We start from the raw sequence: 18,785 nt of genomic DNA on the forward strand, positions 1-18,785 counted from the left end.
CGCGCTACGGTGGAGGTGGCAGGCCTGCCGACAGCCGCGGAGGATCAGATCACCACCAGACACGAGATCATCAGGGTGTCCGGGCTCAGGCCGGGGGACCTCGTGCGGGTGATCAGCCCCTCCCTGCCGTCCCTCGCGTTCGCGCGGCGTTCCGCGGCCGACGGTGTGGCGGAGCTCGAACGCCTCGGCCTGCGCTGCGACTTCTCCGCCAACGCCACGGACATCTCCGACGACGGGCGGTCCGCCGGGTCCGCCGAGGTCAGGGCCTCTGACCTGCACGACGCCTTCGTCGACCCCGAGGTCGCCGGGGTGCTGTGCGCCGTGGGCGGGCTCACGTCGGCGGAGTTGCTGCCGCTGCTGGACGCCGACCTGATCCGCGCGCACCCGAAGCCGCTCATCGGGCGCAGCGACAACACCTACCTCAACGCCTTCCTGCTCGAACGCGCCGGGATCACCTCGTTCACCGGTGCGGCGTTCGTGACCCAGTTCGCCGACCCGAACACCGATCCCCGGACCGTCGAGTCGTTCGTGCGGGTCGTGCTGGGTGGCGAACCCGTCCGGCTCAAGACCTCCAGTCCGCGCACGGAGAACTCCGTTCCGTCCAGCTGGGACGGTGAGGTGCACAGCTGGGACGAACCCGAGCGTGCCGGACTCGACGCCTGGCTGAGGCAGGGAAGCGTGACGGGACGCCTGGTCGGAGGCGAGATCGGGATCGTCGCCGATCTCCTCGCTGCAGACCTGCTCACGGTCCACGACCGGGTGCTCTGGCTCGACGTCGTCGCGGAGGGGCTCGACTACTTCGAGGAGCAGCTGGCGCGCCTGGAGCCGCTGGTGGCGGGCGCCGGGCTGAGGGCGTTGCTGATCGCCGACAACCCCTCGGTGCCCTTCGACGTGTGGGTCGACGTGGTGGAGAAGTCGCTCCCGAGACTGGCAGGGGAGATCGCGGGTCCGGTGCTGGTCGGGGGCGATCTCGGCCATTACCAACCGGCCTGGCTGTTGCCGTACGGTGATGTCGTGGAGATCGACTCGGCCTCCGGGATCACCGTGAACGGCCTGCCCTCATGACGGTCGACGACGGAGTGGAGCGGGACGGGATGTCTGATCGCGACGACGAGGAGCTCGTCCTGGAGTTCCTGCGCACCGCACTGCGCCGCCCGGACCTGACCCCCGACGACGACTTCTTCGACGCCGGCGGTCACTCGTTGATGGTCGCCCAGGTGATCGCGCGGCTCAAGTCGCAGCACGGCCTGGTGATCTCGGCGAAGGCGTTCGTCGCCGACCCCCGCATCGGCGCGATCGTCCGCACCGCGACCAGGGCCGGTTGACACGCCCTACGACTTGCTCGGCTCGCTCTCGTTCGACTCCGCCGCCCTGGGCTCGTCGTCCTCCCACTCGCGAAGGGCGTTGAGGGACACCAGGCACAGTCCCGCCGCGACGACGAAGACCGCGCCGGCGATCGCGAACGGCACGCGGTAGCCGAAAGCGGAGGCGAGCAGACCACCCGCGCCCGCTCCCGCCGCGAGACCGATCAGGCCGATCAGCCGCCCCACCGACCCGACCCGACCCATCATCGCGGCGGGGGTCGCCCGCTGGCGCACCGAGGCGGCCATGATGTTCCAGACGACGGCGTGCGCGATGTACAGGGCCAGCGCGACGGCCACGACGAAGACGTTGGTCGTCAACGAGATCGCGATGAACGACCCGGCGCCGACCACGAGCGCGGCGATGATGGACCACCCGTAGCCGACCCGCTTGCGCAGCCTGGTCGCGACGAAGCTGCCCAGCAGCCCTCCCAGCGCGGAGAACGAGAGCAGGACGCCGTAGCCGGTGGCGTCCAGACCGAGCTCGTCGCGGGCGTAGAGGACGAGGTAGGAGAACGGGATCATGTAGCCGACGCAGGCGATGCCACCGACGACGATGAGCAGTCGCACCACCCGGTGCCGCATCGCCCAGAGCGCGCCTTCACGGATGTCGGCGCGGATGCTGCCGGGCGACGCGTCCGTCCTGACAGGAGTGATGGCGTAGGTGCCGCGCAGTCGCAGATAGGCGAAGCCCGCCAGCAGGAACGCGACGACGTTGAGCGCCGAGGGGGCGAAGGCGGCCATCGCGAAGAGGAAACCGCCCAGTGGAGGACCGACGAACTCGTCGATGACGAGCTGGGTCCCGGCGATCTGCGAGTTCGCCTTGTCCAGCCCCTCGGGAGGCACCGCCTGCGGCAGCACCGCGACGGCCGCGCTGTCCGCCAGCGTCTCGACGATGCCCATCACGGCGTAGATGAGGTACAGCACGACGATCGAGGCGGCGTCCAGCAGCACGAGTCCGGTGAGGACGGCGAACATGCCTGCACGGGAGAAGTTCGCGAGGTACAGCAGACGGCGGCGGTCACCGCGGTCGATCAGCACCCCGATTCCGAGCACCGAGAGGATGCGGGACAACGAGTACGCGATCGCCAGACCGGCGACGGCGACCGGGCTGTCGGTCGTCGCGGTCGCCAGCAGCGGCAGTGCGATGAACGTGACGCCGTCGGCCAGGTTCGACGACGCGTTGCCGAGCCAGATCCGACGGTAGTCGGCTCCGAGCTTCATCCTTGCCCCTCGCGGTTGTTCACGGACTGCGCTCCAGGTGGTCGTCCACGGTGAGGTCGTGATCGCGCGCGAGCGAGACCGCCACCGCCTCGAACCGCCGCGCCAGCCGCCGGACGTCGTCGGGGCCGAACAGGTCGGTCGAGTACTCCAGGGTGAGGTGGTCGAAGTCGTGGTGCTCACCGCCGACGACCGCGGACAGGTCGAACTTCGAGCTCGAACCGGGGTCGTCGAGCGCCCGCACGTCGACGCCCGGCAGCGTCAGCCCACCGCCGAAACCGTAGTCGTAGGAGAACAGCACCTGGAACAGCGGGCTGTGCAACGGCGAGCGCACGGGTCGCACGGCTTCCACGACCAGGTCGAACGGCACGTCCTGGTGCGAGTAGGCGGCTTCGCTGAAAGCCTTGTACCGCCGCACGAGCTCGGTGGTGGCGGGGTTGCCGCGACCGTCCACACGCACCACGATCGTGTTGACGAACATCCCGACGGTCCGCTCGAACGCCCGGTCGTACCGGCCGGACACCGGTGTTCCCATCACCACGTCGTCGACGTTCGCGAGTTCCATCAGGGTGAGCCCGAAGACCAGTGACGAGACCATGAACGGGGTCAGCGCGAAGTCGTCGGCGAGGCCCTGCAACGCCTCGGTCGTGGACGTGGACAGCGCGAACCGCTCCGAGGAGCCGAGGAAGGCGCGGTCGGGCGCCGACCGGTCGCGGGGCAGCGGCAACACGGTCGGGGCGTCCTGGAGGAGCCGCCGCCAGGTCTCGACGTCCTCGGTCGTGCGCGGTGACGCGAGCCGCTCGGCCTGCCCGACGACGTGGTCGCGGTAGTCGGCACCCGCGGGTTCGAGCGGCTTGCCGCCGCCACCGGCGAACTCCGCGTAGAGCGCGGAGAGGTCCTCTTCGAGGATGCCGACGGACCAGCCGTCGAGGACGACGTGGTGCGCCGAGATCAGCAACAGGTGGTCCTGGGGCGCCAACGCGACGAGCTCCCCGGTGCAGAGCGGTCCGCCGTCCAGGTCGAACCGCGCCGAGCCCACCTCGGCGAAGCGGTCGGCGATCCAGGCGTCGTCGGCCCGGCCCTCGGTGAGACGCAGCTCGTTCGTGCCTCCGTCGAAAGTCTGCGGCATCCCGTCGACCGAACGGATGCGGAACCGCAGCGCCGCGTGGGTGTCCTGCAGCCGTTCGAAGGCCTTGGTGAGCGCCTGGACGTCCAGCGGCCCGGTCAGCCGCCAGCCCATCGCGATGACGTAGGCCGAGCCCGCGTCGTCGATCAGTTCGAGGTACCAGAGCCGGAACTGCTCCCGGGAGAGCCCGGTGCGCCGTTCGTCGTCCGCGGCGACGTGCGCGGTGGCGGGCAGCGGCGTCGTGGGGCGCTCGACGAAGAGCGCCATCTCGGCGGCGGTGCGCGTCGCGAACACGTCCGCGATGCCGAACGGCACCGCGAACTCGTCGCGCACGAGCAGCGCCAGCCGCAGGGCCGAGAGCGAGTTGCCGCCGGCGGCGAAGAAGTCGCCCCTGCCGTCGCTGCCGGGCAGGATCTTGCTCCACAGCCGCCGGATCGTCTCGGCCGCCGGCCCCGAGTCCGGTTCCGGCACCACCGCGGGAGCCGGGTCCGCCGCGGTGGGCAGAGCCGGGAGCGCCGCCAGCACCGCCGTCGTGTCGACCTTGCCGTTGGGCAGGTGCGGGATCTGCTCCACCTGCACCATCGCGGTCGGGATCAGGTGCCGTGGCAACGTGTTCTGCAACGTCCGGCGCACGGCCTTGACGTCGATCGCCGCACGGCCCTGCACCACGGCCGCGAGCCGGGCGTGGCCTCCGCCGTCCTGCACGACGGCCGCGCAGTGCGTGACGCCGTCGACCTGCGACAGCGCGCTCTCGACCTCGCCGAGCTCGATGCGCATGCCGTTGATCTTCACCTGCCGGTCGAGACGGCCCGCGTACTCCAGCTCGCCGTCGGGCCGGAACCGCCCGAGGTCGCCGGTGCGGTACATCCGCGCGCCCGGTTCGGCGGAGAACGGGTCGGGCACGAAGCGCGCCGCGGTCAGAGCCGGCCGGCGGACGTAGCCGTCGGCCAGGCCGGTTCCCGCCAGGCAGATCTCGCCGATGGCGCCGTGCGGGAGCGCGAACCCGTCCGGGTCCAGCACGTAGGCGCGGCTGCCGGGCACGGACTGGCCGATCTGCGGGTGGTCGCTCGCCGGTGAGATCACGGCGGACGTCGAGTAGGTGCAGTCCTCGGACGGGCCGTAGATGTTCACGACACGCGCCGCGCCCGCCGCGTGGAGGCGGCGCACCAGTTCGGCACGCAGCGGCTCGCCACCCGCGGCGACGACCATTCCGGTCACGTCCAGCGTGCCGCCCTCGACGGCCGCGCCGAGCAGCGACGGCACACCCGCGGTGAACGTGGGGCGCACATCTCCGGTGGGCGGCTCGAACAGGGACCGCGCGAGGTGCACCGTCCCGCCGAGCCCGAGGGGCGGGTAGAGCTCGACCGTCGAGACGTCGAACGAGACGGACGTCGCCGCCAGCGACTCCCGCAGGCAGTCCGTCCCGAAGAGCTGCCAGGTTCCCCGCACCATCGCGAGCACGGCGCGGTGCGGGATCGACACGCCCTTGGGCACGCCGGTCGAGCCGGACGTGTAGAGGACGTAGGCCTCGTCGGCCGGCCCGGTGGCGGGTACCGGCGGGTGCACCGGCTCCGCGGGCAGGACGTCCGGGGAGAGGACCGGGACGGCCGTGGCCAGGCCGGGGACCTCGGCGCCGGAGGCGATGACCGCGACGCACCCGGAGTCCTCGATCATGAACGACAGCCGCGGCGCGGGGTAGCCGGGATCGAGCGGCACGTACGCGCCGCCCGCGGCGAGGACCGCGAGCATCGACACCACCAGGCGCGGAGTCCTGTCGAGCAGGACGCCGACGCGGGCACCGGGGCCGACGCCGTGGGCGGTGAGCACACCCGCCAGCCCCCGGACGTCGGTCAGCAGGCGTTCGTAGGTGTACTCCTCGTCGTCGTACCGGATCGCGATCGCGGCGGGCGAGGCCTGCGCGGCGGTCGTGACGAGCTCCAGCACCGTGGCCGGATCGTCCCAGCGCGCCGGGGCGAGCTCCTGCGGCCGTTGCGGGACGGCGCTCGGCGCGAACGCCGCCGTGCGGGTGTCGCTGCCCGGATCACCCGCGAGCGCCGCCACGGCCTCGAACGCGGTGAGGATCCGCTCGGCGGTCCGCGGGTCGAACAGCGCCCGCGCGTACTCCAGCACGGCGCGCAGCCTGCCGTCGGCGTCCTCGTGCACGGTCAGCGACAGCTCGAACTTGGCGGTCGTCCCGGCGACGTCCACGGGCCGCACGGTCGCCTCGCCCAGAACGGGCGGTGCCGCCTCGCCGTCCGCAGCCGCGTAGGCGAACGAGACCTGGAACAGGGGCGGACGGCTGAGGTCCTGCCTCACCACGAGGCGGTCCACGAGGGCGTCGAGCGGGACGTCCTGGCCGTCGAAGGCTTCCAGACAGGCCGCGCGGACCCGTGCGACCGACTCCCGCAGCGAGTCCGACCGCTCGATCCTCAGCCGGATCGGGATCGTGTTGACGAACATCCCCACGACGTCGTCGAAGTCGGCCGACGGCCTGCCCGCCACCGGTGTGCCCACGACGATGTCGCGGTCACCCGCGTACCGGCTCAGGGCGTGGCCGAACAACGTCAGGCACGTCATGAACGGGGTCGCCCCGGTCGCGGCGCCCAGCGAGCGGATCGCCCGGCTCGTCGCGGCGGACAGGACCCGTTCGGCGTTGGCGCCCTCGAACGACTGCGTCCGGGGCCGGGGGAGGTCGACCGGGAGCTCGATGCCGGCCGGGGCATCGGCCAGTACCTCCGCCCACCGCCGCAGTGCCGCGTCGCGTGACCCGTCGGTGGCGGCACGGCGCTCGGCGCGCACGTAGTCGCTGTACTCACCGGCGCTCGGGTCGGGAGGCGGGACGGGACCACCCGCCACGACGGCCGCGTAGAGGTCCGACAGCTCCCGGTAGACGACGTCGAGCGACCAGCCGTCGGCCACGGCGTGGTTCAGCGTGAGCAGGACGAGGTGGTCGTCGGCGGCGTACTCGACCGTGCCGAGCCGGGCCAGCGGGCCACCGATGACCTCGAACGGCCGCGCGGCGTCCGCGCTCGCCCGTGCGCGGGCGTCGTGGTCGCGGGCGTCCGCGCCGAGGCCCGGGCACGTGTGGTGCTCGACCGCGGGCGTCTCGTCGGACTCCAGTGCGAGCAGGCGGTCGCCGGCCAGGACGAACCGCCTGCGCAGCTGTTCGTGGCGCTGCAGGAGTACACCGAAGGCCTCCTGCAACGCGTCGGTGTCCAGACCGCCTACGACCCGTCCCGCCCACGGCAGGGTGTAGGTCGCGGCCCCGCCCTCGATGGCCGACAGGACGATGATCCGCTCCTGTGCCGCCGAAGGCAGGACGGCGGCGGCCAGGTCCTCGTCGGCCAGCGCCCGGCGCGCGAAGGCGGCCTGCTGTGCCTGTCCGAGCGCCTGGAACGACTCGAAGAGCCCCATGGGCGCTACCGCCGCGTCTCGTGCAGGCGCCGCAACGCGGTGTCCGCGCGGGCGAGCACGGACCCGCTGTCGGCGTGCTCCCTGATCCTCGCCGCGAACAGGTCGGGCCGCGGATAGCGGAACATCGTGACCAGCGGCAGGTCGACGCCCAGCTCGGCGTTGAGCACCGTCAGGGTGCGGATCGCGCCGATCGACGTGCCGCCGGCGCGGAAGAAGTCGACGAGCTCGCTGTCGTCGAGCAGCCCCAGCTCCCGCCGCCACACCGCGTTCACGACGTCCTCCACGGGGTCACCGGAGCCCGGGACGGCCTGCTCGGTGCTCGGACGGCACAGCTCCCCGAGCCGGCGCTGGTCCTCCTTGCCGCCTGCCGTGCGCGGAACGGCGTCCAGCACGACCACGCGCGCCGGGATGCTCGTCAGCGGCAGCACGTCGACCAACCGGCCGCGCACGTCGTCGCCGTCGAGCTCGTGGCCTGTCTCCGCCACCACGTACCCGACCAGCACCTGGTCGGCGGACCGCTGCCCGCCCAGCATCGCGACCGCCCTGGCGACCTGGTCGTCGGACAACGCGGCGATCCGGTCCCGCAGTGCGTCGCGGGCGCTCTCGTTCATCACGGGGTTCACTTGACCGCCCTGACCACGCACATGCTGTCGGCCCACCAGTACTCGCAGTCGTCCGGTGGGCGCAGGCCGCTGACCAGCTCGACGCCGAACGAGGAGAAGTAGCGCAGCAGGTTGCGCTGGTGGCGGCGGCTCAGCGAGTCGCGCTCGTTGGTGTAGTAGGTGAAGACGCCGCCGGGACGCAGGTGCGCCGCGGCGAACGGGAAGAACGCCTCGGCGACCGTCGAGTCGCGCAGGACGTACTGGTCGAACTCGGACTCGCTGGTGGGGAAGGCGTCCCAGAAGACGCCGTCGAACAGGCCCAGGCGATGGGTCTGCTCCTGCCAGCTGCCCTCGGCGATGACGATGTCGGACTCCGGGCGCGTGGCGGCCCAGGCCCTGGCGACGTCGGCGACCTCGGCGTTGAGCTCGACGATCGTGTGCGAGTTGACGCCGCAGTCCTCGATGAACCCCGCGGAGAGCCCGAGACCGAACCCGATCTCCAGCACGTCCCCGTGCCCTGCCGCGACGACCTCGGCCATCCGGCGCATCAGCGGGATCTCCCAGTCCTGCATGACCTGCTGGTCCTCGATGAGCAGCTCACCGTCCACATAGGTGGCGGTGCTGCCGGACCACTGGCCGGGGTCGATCTCCCGGCGGGACGCGCCGCCGACGTAGCCGGGAGCGGTGACGTCGAGGTGCCGCAGCTGCTCGACGAGCTCGTCGACGGCGCGGTTGGTCACCCAGTGGCGCTGCTCCGGCCGGGGCGCGTCGATGTAGGACAGCCGCTCGAAGTCGACCGAGACCGACACGTCCCTCAGCTTCCGCTGGACCGACCGGGCCAGGTAGGCCTTGTCGGCGGGCGGAGGGGTGGGCTGCTGGCTGTTCGTCATCGCTCTTGCTCCATCAGGACGAGCACGGCCTCGGCCGCCGCGCGGCGGCCGGGGTCGGCGGAGGTGTGGGCGTCGAGCACGAGCGCGGTGAGGAGCTCGCGGGGGTCGTCGGCCACCGCGTCGGTGCCGATCACCCCGGCCTCGGCGACGCCGTCGATCGACAGCAGGGCGCGCGTGATCTCGCCGCTCTCGACCCGGACCCCGTTGAGGTTGAACTGCCGGTCGCGGCGCCCGAGGAACTCCAGCGCCCCGTCCTCGCGGACGCGGGCCAGGTCGCCGGTCCGGTAGAGCCTGCCCTCGCCGGGCAGGTCCACGAACCGGGCCCGCGTCTGGGCGCGGTCGTGCGGATAACCGAGGCCGACGCAGGCGCCGCCGAGGAAGAGCTCTCCGCGCACCCCCGCGGGCACCGGGACGAAGTTGTCGTCGAGGACGAGAGCCGTCGTGTTGTCGATCGGGTGCCCGATGGGGATCGGCGCTCCCGAGTCCTCGGTGAGCCGGTGGAAGATCGAGCCGATGCTGGCCTCGGTCGGCCCGTACAGGTTGTAGACGGCGACACCGAGGCCGACCCGCGTGACGAGCTCCGCGACGGCGGTCGTCAGCTCCTCGCCGCCGACCACCGCGACCTCCAGGCAGCGCAGCCCCTCCAGTGCGGCGGGGTCGGCGCCGACGTGCCCGAGGAGATCCCGGAACAGCCCGGGCACCATGTCGATCGTCGTGATGCCCCGTTCGGCGATCACCGCGCTGAGCGCGGCGGGGTCCAGGTGCAGCGCCGGTGTGCCCAGGACGGTCGTACCGCCGTTGACCAGCGGCCAGAAGTACTCCCACACGCAGCTGTCGAGGTGCGGTGGCGTGGTCTGCAGGACCCGCCTGCTCGCGCTCTCGCCGAACCGCGAGGTCATCCACTCGATCCTGTTGGCGACGCCGAGGTGCGACACCGCGGCGGCCTTGGGCGTGCCGGTGCTGCCCGACGTGAAGATCGCGTACATCGCGGCGCCGAGGTCGGCTGCCGGTGGGGGAAGAGCCGGTGCGGGAAGAGCCGGTCCGGTCTGCTCCGCCGGGAGGACGACCTGGCCGCGGGCGCCGAGCCAGGAGGGGGCGCCTCCCGCTGTCACGCAGAACGGGCTGCCGAGGTCGTCGAGGACCGCCTCGATCCGCGCGGCGGGCCAGTCGGGGGAGACCGGCGCGAAGGCCGAGCCCAGCCGGTTGACCGCCAGCATCGCGGCGACCAGCCACGGGCCGCTGTCCATCACGAGCGGGATGAACGGCGGCAGGTCCGACCCCAGAGCCGCGGCCGAGATGGCGGCGGCGGCGCGGTTCGTCGCGTCGGCCAGCGTCTCGTAGTCCCATTCCCCGTCGGCGGAGATGACGGCGGTCCGGTGCGGAAACCGTTGTGCGGTCTCGGCGACGCGGAGGTGGACCGGCTGGAGCGAGGCCGTTCCGGTCGACTGTCCACGTTGGACGGAAGCGTGCTCGGGAGCCGGCGGGACCGAGTCGCCCGTGCGGCGGTCGGGGTCGGCGAGGACCGCGTGCAGCACGGAGCCGAAGGTGTGGGCCATCCGCTCCACCTCGGTGGCGGAGAACAGGTCCGGGTTGTAGACGAAGTGCGGCCGCGGCCCGGTCTCCGAGCCGCGCACGATGAGCGTGAGGTCGACGGTCGACGTGGTCTCGGCCAGGTCGACCGCGGCCCCGCGGGCGTCACCGAGGTCGAGCCGGAGCTCGTCGTCGGGTTCGAGCACCACCATCGTCTGGAACAACGGGTTGTGGGCGGCGTCGCGGGTGGCGCCCGCGGCCTCGACGATCGCCTGCAGCGCGACACCCTCGTGGGACTGGGCCGACAGGAGGCTGCGCGCGGTGTCCGCGAGGTGTTCCGCCGCGGTCGGGTTGGCCCGCAGGTCGATCCGGACCGGCAGCGTGTTGACGAAGAACCCGACCACGCCCTCGGTCTCGGCGAGACCGCGGTTGGCGCTCGGCACGCCCACCAGCACGTCCGGCGAACCGACCTCGCGCGAGAGGAACAGGCCGAACACGCCGAGCCAGAACTGGTACGGGGTGAGACCTTCCCTGCGCAGGCAGCGCTCGACGTCGGCACCGACCGCCGGCGCCCCGGCGATGGGATGCCGGCTGCCGCGACCGGAACGGACGACGGGCCGGTCCCTGCCGACGGGGAAGCGGACCAGGGTCGGTGCGCCGGCGAGGTAGTCCCGCCAGAACTCCCGGCCGTGCGCGCTGCTTGCGGCGGCGGAACGTTCCCACCGCGCGTAGTCGAGGTAGCGAGCGGGGACCGCGGGCAGCGCCGGGGTCGTGCCCCTCGCGGCTGCCCGGTAAGCCGTGCCGAAGTCCTCGAACAGCGGAGGCAGCGACAGCTCGTCGACCGCCACGTGGTGCAGGACGAACACGAGCCGGTGGCGCGACTGCGCGAGCCTCGTCCAGCCGATCCGGAACACCAGGCCGTCGTCGAGGGAGAACGGCGTCGCGACGAAGTCGAGCTCTGCCCGGCTCAGCGTGCCGGGGACGGGCGGGCCGTCCTCGGGCGCGACGACGATCTCGCGCACCTCCACGTCCCGCTCCGTGATGGCCTGGACGACCATGCCGTCCTCCATCCGCAGCGCCGTGCGCAACACGGGATGGCGTTCGGCGACGGCACGGGCCGCGACCTGGACCGCCTCGACGTCCAGTGTGCCTTCGACGTCGAACGCGAACGGCGAGTGGTAGGCGCGGGAACCCGGATGCAGCTCGTCGAGCAGCCACAGCCGTTCCTGCGCGAGGGAGGCGGGCCCGGTGGTCTCCACGCCGACGGGCAGGGTCTCCGCACGCGCGTCCGCGGCAGGCCCCTCGACGCGGTCGGCCACGAGCCGGGCGACCCGCCGGACGGTCGGCGCGGTGAAGAAGTCCTGCGCCGACAGGGCGATCCCGTAGGACGAGCGCAGCCGGACGAGCACCCTGGCGAGGTTGAGGCTGTTGCCGCCGAGGTCGAAGAAGTCGTCCTCCGGGGCCGGGACCTGACCGAGCACGAGGCTCCAGATCGACGCGATTCCCTGTTCTAGCGGACTCAACGCGTCATGGGCGGGCTCGGAGGCCGTGGCCTGGACGCGCTGCGGCGTCACTGTGACGAACTCGGAGCCGCGCAGCACCCGGTACCGGGAAGGCCGCTCGTGGTCGCGCAGCCTGGCGCGTGCCTCGGTGTCGGCTGCGAGGACGAGCTGCTGGTCCAGCACGGCGCGAGGATCGTTGGCGAGGGCGCGTCCTGGGTCGTGCGGCCTCGCTTCCCGCAGCAGCCCCAGTGCGAGGGCGTGATCGGCGGGGGTGAAGACGACGACGTCCACCAGCCGCGGGGAATGGGCGGCGGGAGCGGCTTCCAGCCGGAGTCCGTCCGCCGCGACGCGTCGCCGCAGCTCACCGATCCGCACCGCGGTGGGCTCCCGGTGGTCACCGTCCGCGGCGCGCAGGACGTCGCGGACCACGACCGGTACGCCCGGTGCGACGAGCGATCCCAGCTCCGCCTCGGCCAGCCTGGCCGCGCCGAGTCCGCTGTGGACGATCGCGTCCGCCGTCGCCGGGACCGGTGGGGCGTCGAGGCGCAGCACGGCGTCGAACCGGAACAGCGTCATCTCGCTGTCGTCGTCGGTGTACTTGACGGTGACGTCGGCGCGGACCGGCCGGCCGCCGAGCTCCGCCAGGGAGGTGAAGTAGGCGGGCGAGAGCACCAGCTCCGACTCGTCACCGGTGCGGCCGCCGCGGAGCGAGTGGTTCGCCTGGGCGTGCAGCCAGTCCCGGAAGCCGCTGTCCAGGTCGAGGTTGCGCACGTCGCCGACGACCACGACGCCACCGGGCGCGACCGCGCGGGCGGCCAGGTCGAGGACGCGCCGCAGCTCGTGGGCGTCGGGGAGGTACTGGACGACCGAGTTCAGCACGACCACGTCGAACAGCTCGTCCACCGAGCCGAGCGCGGTCGCGATGTCGGTCTCGACGAACTCGGCGTCGAGGCCGGGCCACCGGTCGGCGGCGCTGTCCTGCAGGGCCGAGAGCCCCGGCGCCGAGAAGTCCACGCCGACGTAGCGGTCGAGGTCCGCGGCGATGCCGTGCAGGATCATGCCGGTTCCGCAGCCGAGGTCGAGGACGCGGCGCGGCCGTTCGGCCCTGATCTTCGCGACGACGTCGTCGCGCCAGCTCTCCATGACCTCGCGGGGCATCGGCTGCCCGTCGACCGCGCTCAGCCACGTCCTCGTGTCGAGTTCGGCGGGGTGCGCGGTGGTGTCGGACGCGTAGAGCGCGTCGTAGACCTCGCGCCAGCCCTGCACGACACCGTTGTCGGGAGCCTCGGGAACGAGGTCGGCGACCAGGCGGGTGACCGTGTCGACCTGGTCGGTGTGCACGTGCGCGGAACGCACCCCCGGCACGGCGCCGAGGACTTTCTCGATCTCCGCCGGGTGGACGGTGTGGCCGTGCACGAAGATCGTCTGGTCGATGCGGCCGCGGTACTCGATCCGCCCGTCGGGCAGCTCGCGCACCTCGTCGCCCATGGCGTACATCCGGGTGCCGGGTCGTTCGGCGAAGGGATCCGGCACGAACGCGCGCGCGGTCCGCCGCGGATCGCCGTCGTAGCCGAGCGCGGCGACCGAGCCGGAGAGGTAGAGCTGGCCGGGCTGTCCCTGCGGCACCGGACGCAGGTCGTCGTCGAGGACGTGGTGGACCACGCCGTCCAGCGGCAGGCCGATCACGGACGACGAGGTGAGCTCGACCGCGCTCCCGCTCGCGGTGAGCGGTCCGTCGACGACCGTCGTCACGCCGGTCTCGGTCGAGCCGAAGAGGTTGAAGAGACCGGCCTCGACACCGGGCAGGCCGGTCCAGCGCCGGATCGCGTCGTGCGGGACCGGCTCACCACCCACGCCCACCACGCGCAGCGCCGGACCCGGTGGCCGGACGTCACCGCGTTCGATCGCCTCCAGCCACACCAGCCAGAACGCGGTGGGCAGGTCGGCGACGCCGACCTGGAAGGTCTCCAGGTGCTCGGTGAACGCCGACAGGTCGGTGCGCAACGCGTCGGGCAGGGCGACCGTCGTGCCGCCCACCGCCCAGGCGATGGCGAGTTCTTCGAGCGCGATGTCGACCGCGGCGGGGTGGTACTGCAGCACCTTGTTCGTGGCGTCCATGCCGAGTCGCTTGCTCAGCCGTCCGGCCAGCCCCGCCAGGGCGCCGTGCGAGGTGAGGACGCCCTTGGGCGTGCCGGTCGTGCCGGAGGTGAAGGTGAGGTAGGCGGCGCCCGTCCGCGGCGGCCGGTACCCGTGAGGCGTGCCGGCACCGGCAGCGGCCGCTTCGGGGACGAGCACCGAGGCGATCCCGTGCTCACGTGCGAGCTGCTCGCCGGCCTGTCCCGTGGTGGCGACGACGTGCACACCGGCCCGGGACACGATGCCGGACGTCCGCGCCGCGGGCCACGACGGGTCCAGGGGCACGAACACCGCGCCGGCGCGGAAGACCGCCAGCACCAGTGCCGGGAAGTTCCAGTCCTGTTCGCCGACGAACGCGACCCGGGAGCCGTGGCGCGTGCCCGCGGCGACCAGCGCGTCGTGCAACGACCACGCGACCTGGTCGAGCTCGCGGTAGGAACGCGTCCCGTCCACGCCGGTGACGGCGGGACTGCCGGGCGCGTGCCCGAGAACGTGGTCGAACAGGTCGAGTGCGGAATCGGGTGCGGCGCGACCGTGCGTCGTTCCCATCGAGGAGCCCCCAGGTGTCGAGCGGGATCGGTGTGCGTCGTCAGCGGGCGGAGAGGGGACGCATGTCGACCCACGTCCGCTCGATGAAGTCCAGGCAGTCGTCGTACCCGCCGGTGAACCCGCCCTCGTGCCAGCCGGCGGGCCGGGCTCGGCCGGTGGGCCACACGGAGTACTGGCCCTCGTCGTTGACGACGACGAGGTGGGTCGCCGCCTCAGCTGGTGCGTTCATCGGGACCATCGCCTCCCAGTTGGTCGATGAGTGAGCTCAGCCGGTCGGCGACCGACTCGGGACGGGGTGCGGCGGCCACCCGGCGTGGCGCCGCCGCCGGCGCGAGCGCCGCGATGCGCGCCGCGGTGCGCCCGTCGAAGACCGCTCGGAGGGTCACCGCCGCGATCCCCTCGGACTCGAGCGTCCAGACCAGCCGGTTGGCCAGCAGCGAATGGCCGCCCAGCTCGAAGAAGTCGTCGTGCTCGCCGACGGACTCCCTGCCCAGCACCGCGGCCATGGCACCGGCGACGGCGAGACTCCTCGGATCGCCGGTCGGTTCGGCCCGCGTGGTGCGGGGACCGGTGGTGTCGTCGTCGGGATGCGCGGCTAGGAGGGCGCGCTGGTCGACCTTGCCGTGCGCGGTGAGCGGGAACTCGCCGATCTCGACGAGCCTGGCCGGGACCATGTAGGACGGCAGGTGGTCGTGCAGGTGCGCCCACGGGTCGCCGGCGACACCGGGGACCCGCGACCAGAACGCGGTGATCACGTTCTGACCGGCGCGGGCCGTCACCATCACGAAGCTCTGCGCCACCTGCGCCGCCGCGTCCAGCACGGCCCGGACCTCCTCCAGCTCGACCCGGAAGCCGCGGATCTTGATCTGGCTGTCGCGGCGCCCGAGGAACTCCAGGTCACCGCCGGGCAGGAACCTCGCCAGGTCGCCCGTCCGGTACATCCGCGCGCCGGGGCCGGTGCCGTGCGGGTCGGGCACGAACGCTCTCGCCGTCGTGGCGGGCAGGCGGGAGTACCCGTCGGCGAGCCCGGGACCGGCCAGGCAGATCTCGCCGACCGATCCCGGCGGCGTGCGCCTGCCGTGGGCGTCGAGCAGCCTGACCTCGGTGTCGCCCACCGGTGTGCCGATGGGCATCCACGCGGGCCAGCGCGCCGGGTCCGCCGGGGCCTGGTACATGGTCGCCACGTGCGTCTCGCTGGGGCCGTACTCGTTGAACAGCCGCGCGTCGGGGTGCAGCCGGGTCAGGAACGTCCGCAGCGCCTCGGTGACGACGAGCTGTTCGGAGCCGGAGACGAGCACGCGGAGCCGGTCGGGGACGACGTCGAGCGCGACGGCGCTCTCCACGGCTTCGAGCAGAGCGGGCGCCGCCATGAAGACGCGGTCGACCCGCCGGTCGCGAACCACGCGCATGACGTCGTGGACCGCGTCGCGTTCGTGCTGGTCGATCAGCACGAGGACACCGCCCGTGCAGAGCGCGCCGAAGATCTCCTGCGCCGAGACGTCGAAGCTCAGCGCCGCGAACTGCAGGGTGCGGTGACCCCGGCCGATCGACGCGTAGTGGCGGCGCTGCCAGTCCAGCAGGTTCCACACGGCGCCGTGCGACATGCGGATGCCCTTGGGCTTCCCGGTGGAGCCCGAGGTGTAGGTGACGTAGGCGAGGTCCTTCGGGTTCGCCGCCACCGGGACGACGGCCTCGGTGGCGCCGGTGCCCTCCGCCGGGATCGTGACGACACCGAACGCGCTCATCGGCCCCGCCGACGCCTCGTCGGTCACGACCACGCGGACGTCGCTGTCGGCGATCATGTGGTCGAGCCGGGAGGCCGGGTGCGCGGGGTCGAGCGCGACGTAGCCGGCACCCGTCGCCAGCACGCCGAGCACCGCGGCGACCATGGCGGGGGAGCGAGCCACGGAGACGCCGACGACCGTGCCGGGCGTGACCCCGGCCGCGCGCAGCCGTGCCGCGATCCCGTCGGACGCGGCCTTGAGCTCGGCGTAGCTCACGGAGGTGTGCGCGTGCTCGATCGCGACCCGCTCGCCCTCGCGCAGTGCGGTCGCCGTGAACTCCGCGTGGAGGTGACCGGGAACCTGGCGAGGTCCCTCACGGCGTTCCCACCGGCGCAGCGCGGCCACCTCGTCGTCGCCGAGCACGGTGATGTCGCGCACCCGGACGTCCGGGTCGCCGACGACGAGACCGAGCAGCCGCCGGTAGTGGCGCAGCATGCCGTCGACGACCGCGGCGTCGTAGAGGGTGCTGGAGTACTCGACGGCCAGCTGGTGCCCCGTCGCGCCGAGGGACACGTACAGCGCGAGCTCGAACTTCGCCGCCGTCGTGGGAACGGCGATCCGCTCGACCGCCACCCCGTCGAGGGTCAGGCCGGAGGTCGCGTCGTCGAGCGCGAACCACACCGAGAACAGGGGAGCAGCCGGGTTCTCCCGCCTGCCGGAGAGCGCGTGAACGACGTCCTCGTAGGGCACGTCGGCGTTCTCGACAGCGCCGTAGAACGCGTCGCGCGTGGCTTCGAGCACGTCGGTGAACGTGAGTTCGGCGTGCACGTGCTGCCGGACCACGAGGGTGTTGAGGAAGTACCCCACCAGATCGGTCGTGCCCCGACCCAGTCGATCGGCGACCGGCGTGCCGACGGTGATGTCGTCGTGCTGGGCGTAGATCCCCACCAGCGTCGCCCACGCGGCGAGGTAGAGCACGTACTCCGTGCAGCCCGCCTTCATCGCGGCGGCGCGCACCCCGGCGGCGACGTCCTCGTCCAGCACCGCCTCGCTGCTCGCCCCGCTCCAGCCCCGCTGAGCGGTGGAGTCCGACTTCCGCCTGGGCAGGTCGAGTCGTTCCGGGGCGTCGGCGAGCGCGCCGGCCGCCACGTCGAGGCGGGCCTGGTGCGACGCGTGTGACCGTCGAGCCGCAGCCCACGAGCGGTGTGCGGCCATGGCGTCGCCGTCGTTGACGGGGGACGGCGGTGGCGCACCGTCGCGGTAGAGCTCCGCGAGCTCGTCCAGCAGAACGCCCATCGACCAGTCGTCGAAGACGATGTGGTGGACGGTGAACGACAGCACGTGGTGATCGCCGTCCACGTCCAGCAGACGAACGCGGACGAGCCGGTCGGAAGTCAGGTCGAACGGCGTGCGCCACGACGACTCCAGGACGGCGCCGACGTCGTCAGGGCCGATCCGCGCGCGGTGGAAGTCGAGCGGTGGCGGATCGGCCGCGACGAGCGCGGCGACCTCGCCGCCGACCTCGCGGAAGACCGTCCGGAACACCTCGTGCCGCCCGATCGACTCCTGGACCGCGGCCGTGACGGCCGCGACGTCGAGCGAGGAGTCGAGGCGGTACGCGAAGGAGACGTTGTAGGCGTCCGCCGCGCCCATCCGGTCCTGGATCCAGATCCCGACCTGGCCCGCGGACGGCGTCAGCGCCGGTGCGGTGGCCCACGCGTCGGCCCCAGCGGTCACGACCGGCGACCGGAGGTCTGGGCGGAGTAGCGGTCCAGCGCGTCGTCCGGGACGCGGTCGAGCGGGGTGAAGTCCCGTGCCGCGACGAACTCCGGTCGCGGGTTCGCCACCGGGACGAGCACGTTGTCGACGCTGTTGTAGCTGACGATCGCCATGCGCCGGTCATGGGCGGACATGTTGGGCGCGGACGCGTGCAGCAACGTGCAGTCGAACATCAGCACGGTTCCGCGCGCGCCTTTCGGCGCCACCAGTTCACGTCCGCGAGTGGCTTCGGCGAGATCCGACACCGATACCTGATAACGGAGCGAAGAAGCAAGTGTGTCTTTCCACGTGCCGGGACGTTCGTCGACCGGAACGAGACCTTCTGACTGTGAACCGGGAACGACCATCAACGGACCGTTGAATTCCGTCACCTCGTCCAGGAAGATGGCGAAATTGACCGCGCGGGGATTCGGCATGCCGTCCTCCGCGTGCCAGAACTGGAAGTCCTGGTGCCATTCCCACAACTCGCCGACGAGGGCCCGCTTGGCGTTGATCTTGAATTGGTGCACGTAGACCCGGCTGTCCAGGACGGCCTCGGCGGCGTCCAGGAATCGTTCCAGCCTGACGAGATCGGCGAAGACGTCGTTCACCAGATGTGCGCCGTGATGGCCGCGGACGGCACCGGTCCCCGCTTCGTGAATAGTCGCTTCGCTCTTCGTCCGGACCAGTCGCTCGAATTCCCTGCCGAGCAGGTCGACTTCGTCGGAAGTGAAGAAGTTCTCCAGCAACAGCCATCCGTCGGACCGGTAGCTGATGAGTTGGTCAGCAGTCAGCACAATTGCGAGCCCCCCGGCAGTTCGCATGCTCTCGTAACTTCACCGTAGCACGGCCGTACGGCGGTGCTGGGCCGTTTCGGGCAGCTCGCGTTACTCCCGATCATGGGGGTGCGGGGCGCTGAGGCACGCCGACGGGCTCGGGTTCCGGGTCACCCGGATGTCGAACGGCGTCGAG

At 72.3% G+C, this 18,785-nt stretch carries 10 protein-coding genes; 2 read left to right on the top strand and 8 right to left on the bottom strand.

Features of this window, described 5'->3' with window-relative positions; genetic code table 11:
* Positions 1-15 precede the first annotated feature (15 nt).
* Positions 16-1,065: an LD-carboxypeptidase gene (locus ACFWN2_RS03395; protein WP_382424654.1), complete on the top strand. Its 1,050-nt coding sequence runs from the start codon at positions 16-18 to the stop codon at positions 1,063-1,065.
* A 29-nt stretch (positions 1,066-1,094) separates the two neighbouring features.
* Positions 1,095-1,325 (top strand): acyl carrier protein, encoded by a 231-nt coding sequence (locus ACFWN2_RS03400; RefSeq protein ID WP_382424655.1) that lies wholly within the window; start codon positions 1,095-1,097, stop codon positions 1,323-1,325.
* Between the two features lie 6 nt (positions 1,326-1,331).
* Here the strand turns inward: ACFWN2_RS03400 and ACFWN2_RS03405 are convergent, their stop codons facing one another.
* Genes ACFWN2_RS03405 through ACFWN2_RS03440 form a run of 8 tightly spaced genes read right to left on the bottom strand, consistent with a single transcriptional unit; the run spans position 1,332 to position 18,637 of the window.
* On the bottom strand, positions 1,332-2,585 hold the full coding sequence (locus tag ACFWN2_RS03405) for an MFS transporter (RefSeq protein ID WP_382424656.1): 1,254 nt from the start codon (positions 2,583-2,585) through the stop codon (positions 1,332-1,334).
* Positions 2,586-2,604: 19 nt separating this feature from the next.
* Positions 2,605-7,122 (bottom strand): amino acid adenylation domain-containing protein, encoded by a 4,518-nt coding sequence (locus ACFWN2_RS03410; RefSeq protein WP_382424657.1) that lies wholly within the window; start codon positions 7,120-7,122, stop codon positions 2,605-2,607.
* A 5-nt stretch (positions 7,123-7,127) separates the two neighbouring features.
* Positions 7,128-7,733, bottom strand: coding sequence for a phosphopantetheine-binding protein (locus tag ACFWN2_RS03415; RefSeq protein ID WP_382424658.1), 606 nt, complete (start codon positions 7,731-7,733; stop codon positions 7,128-7,130).
* An 8-nt stretch (positions 7,734-7,741) separates the two neighbouring features.
* The gene (locus ACFWN2_RS03420) at positions 7,742-8,614 is read right to left on the bottom strand and encodes a class I SAM-dependent methyltransferase (protein WP_382424659.1); all 873 of its coding nucleotides are present in this window, start codon (positions 8,612-8,614) and stop codon (positions 7,742-7,744) included.
* The gene (locus ACFWN2_RS03425; protein ID WP_382424660.1) at positions 8,611-14,331 is read right to left on the bottom strand and encodes an amino acid adenylation domain-containing protein; all 5,721 of its coding nucleotides are present in this window, start codon (positions 14,329-14,331) and stop codon (positions 8,611-8,613) included. The genes ACFWN2_RS03420 and ACFWN2_RS03425 overlap by 4 nt, the downstream gene beginning before the upstream one ends.
* Before the next feature lie 40 nt (positions 14,332-14,371).
* Positions 14,372-14,560 (bottom strand): MbtH family protein, encoded by a 189-nt coding sequence (locus ACFWN2_RS03430; RefSeq protein ID WP_382424661.1) that lies wholly within the window; start codon positions 14,558-14,560, stop codon positions 14,372-14,374.
* On the bottom strand, positions 14,544-17,792 hold the full coding sequence (locus ACFWN2_RS03435; RefSeq protein ID WP_382424662.1) for an amino acid adenylation domain-containing protein: 3,249 nt from the start codon (positions 17,790-17,792) through the stop codon (positions 14,544-14,546). Before ACFWN2_RS03435 ends, ACFWN2_RS03430 begins: the two co-directional genes overlap by 17 nt.
* On the bottom strand, positions 17,789-18,637 hold the full coding sequence (locus ACFWN2_RS03440; protein WP_382424663.1) for a phytanoyl-CoA dioxygenase family protein: 849 nt from the start codon (positions 18,635-18,637) through the stop codon (positions 17,789-17,791). Before ACFWN2_RS03440 ends, ACFWN2_RS03435 begins: the two co-directional genes overlap by 4 nt.
* Positions 18,638-18,785: the final 148 nt, after the last annotated feature.

Origin of the sequence: Lentzea sp. NPDC058436, from assembly GCF_042721515.1 — a bacterium.
GTDB lineage: Bacteria > Actinomycetota > Actinomycetes > Mycobacteriales > Pseudonocardiaceae > Lentzea.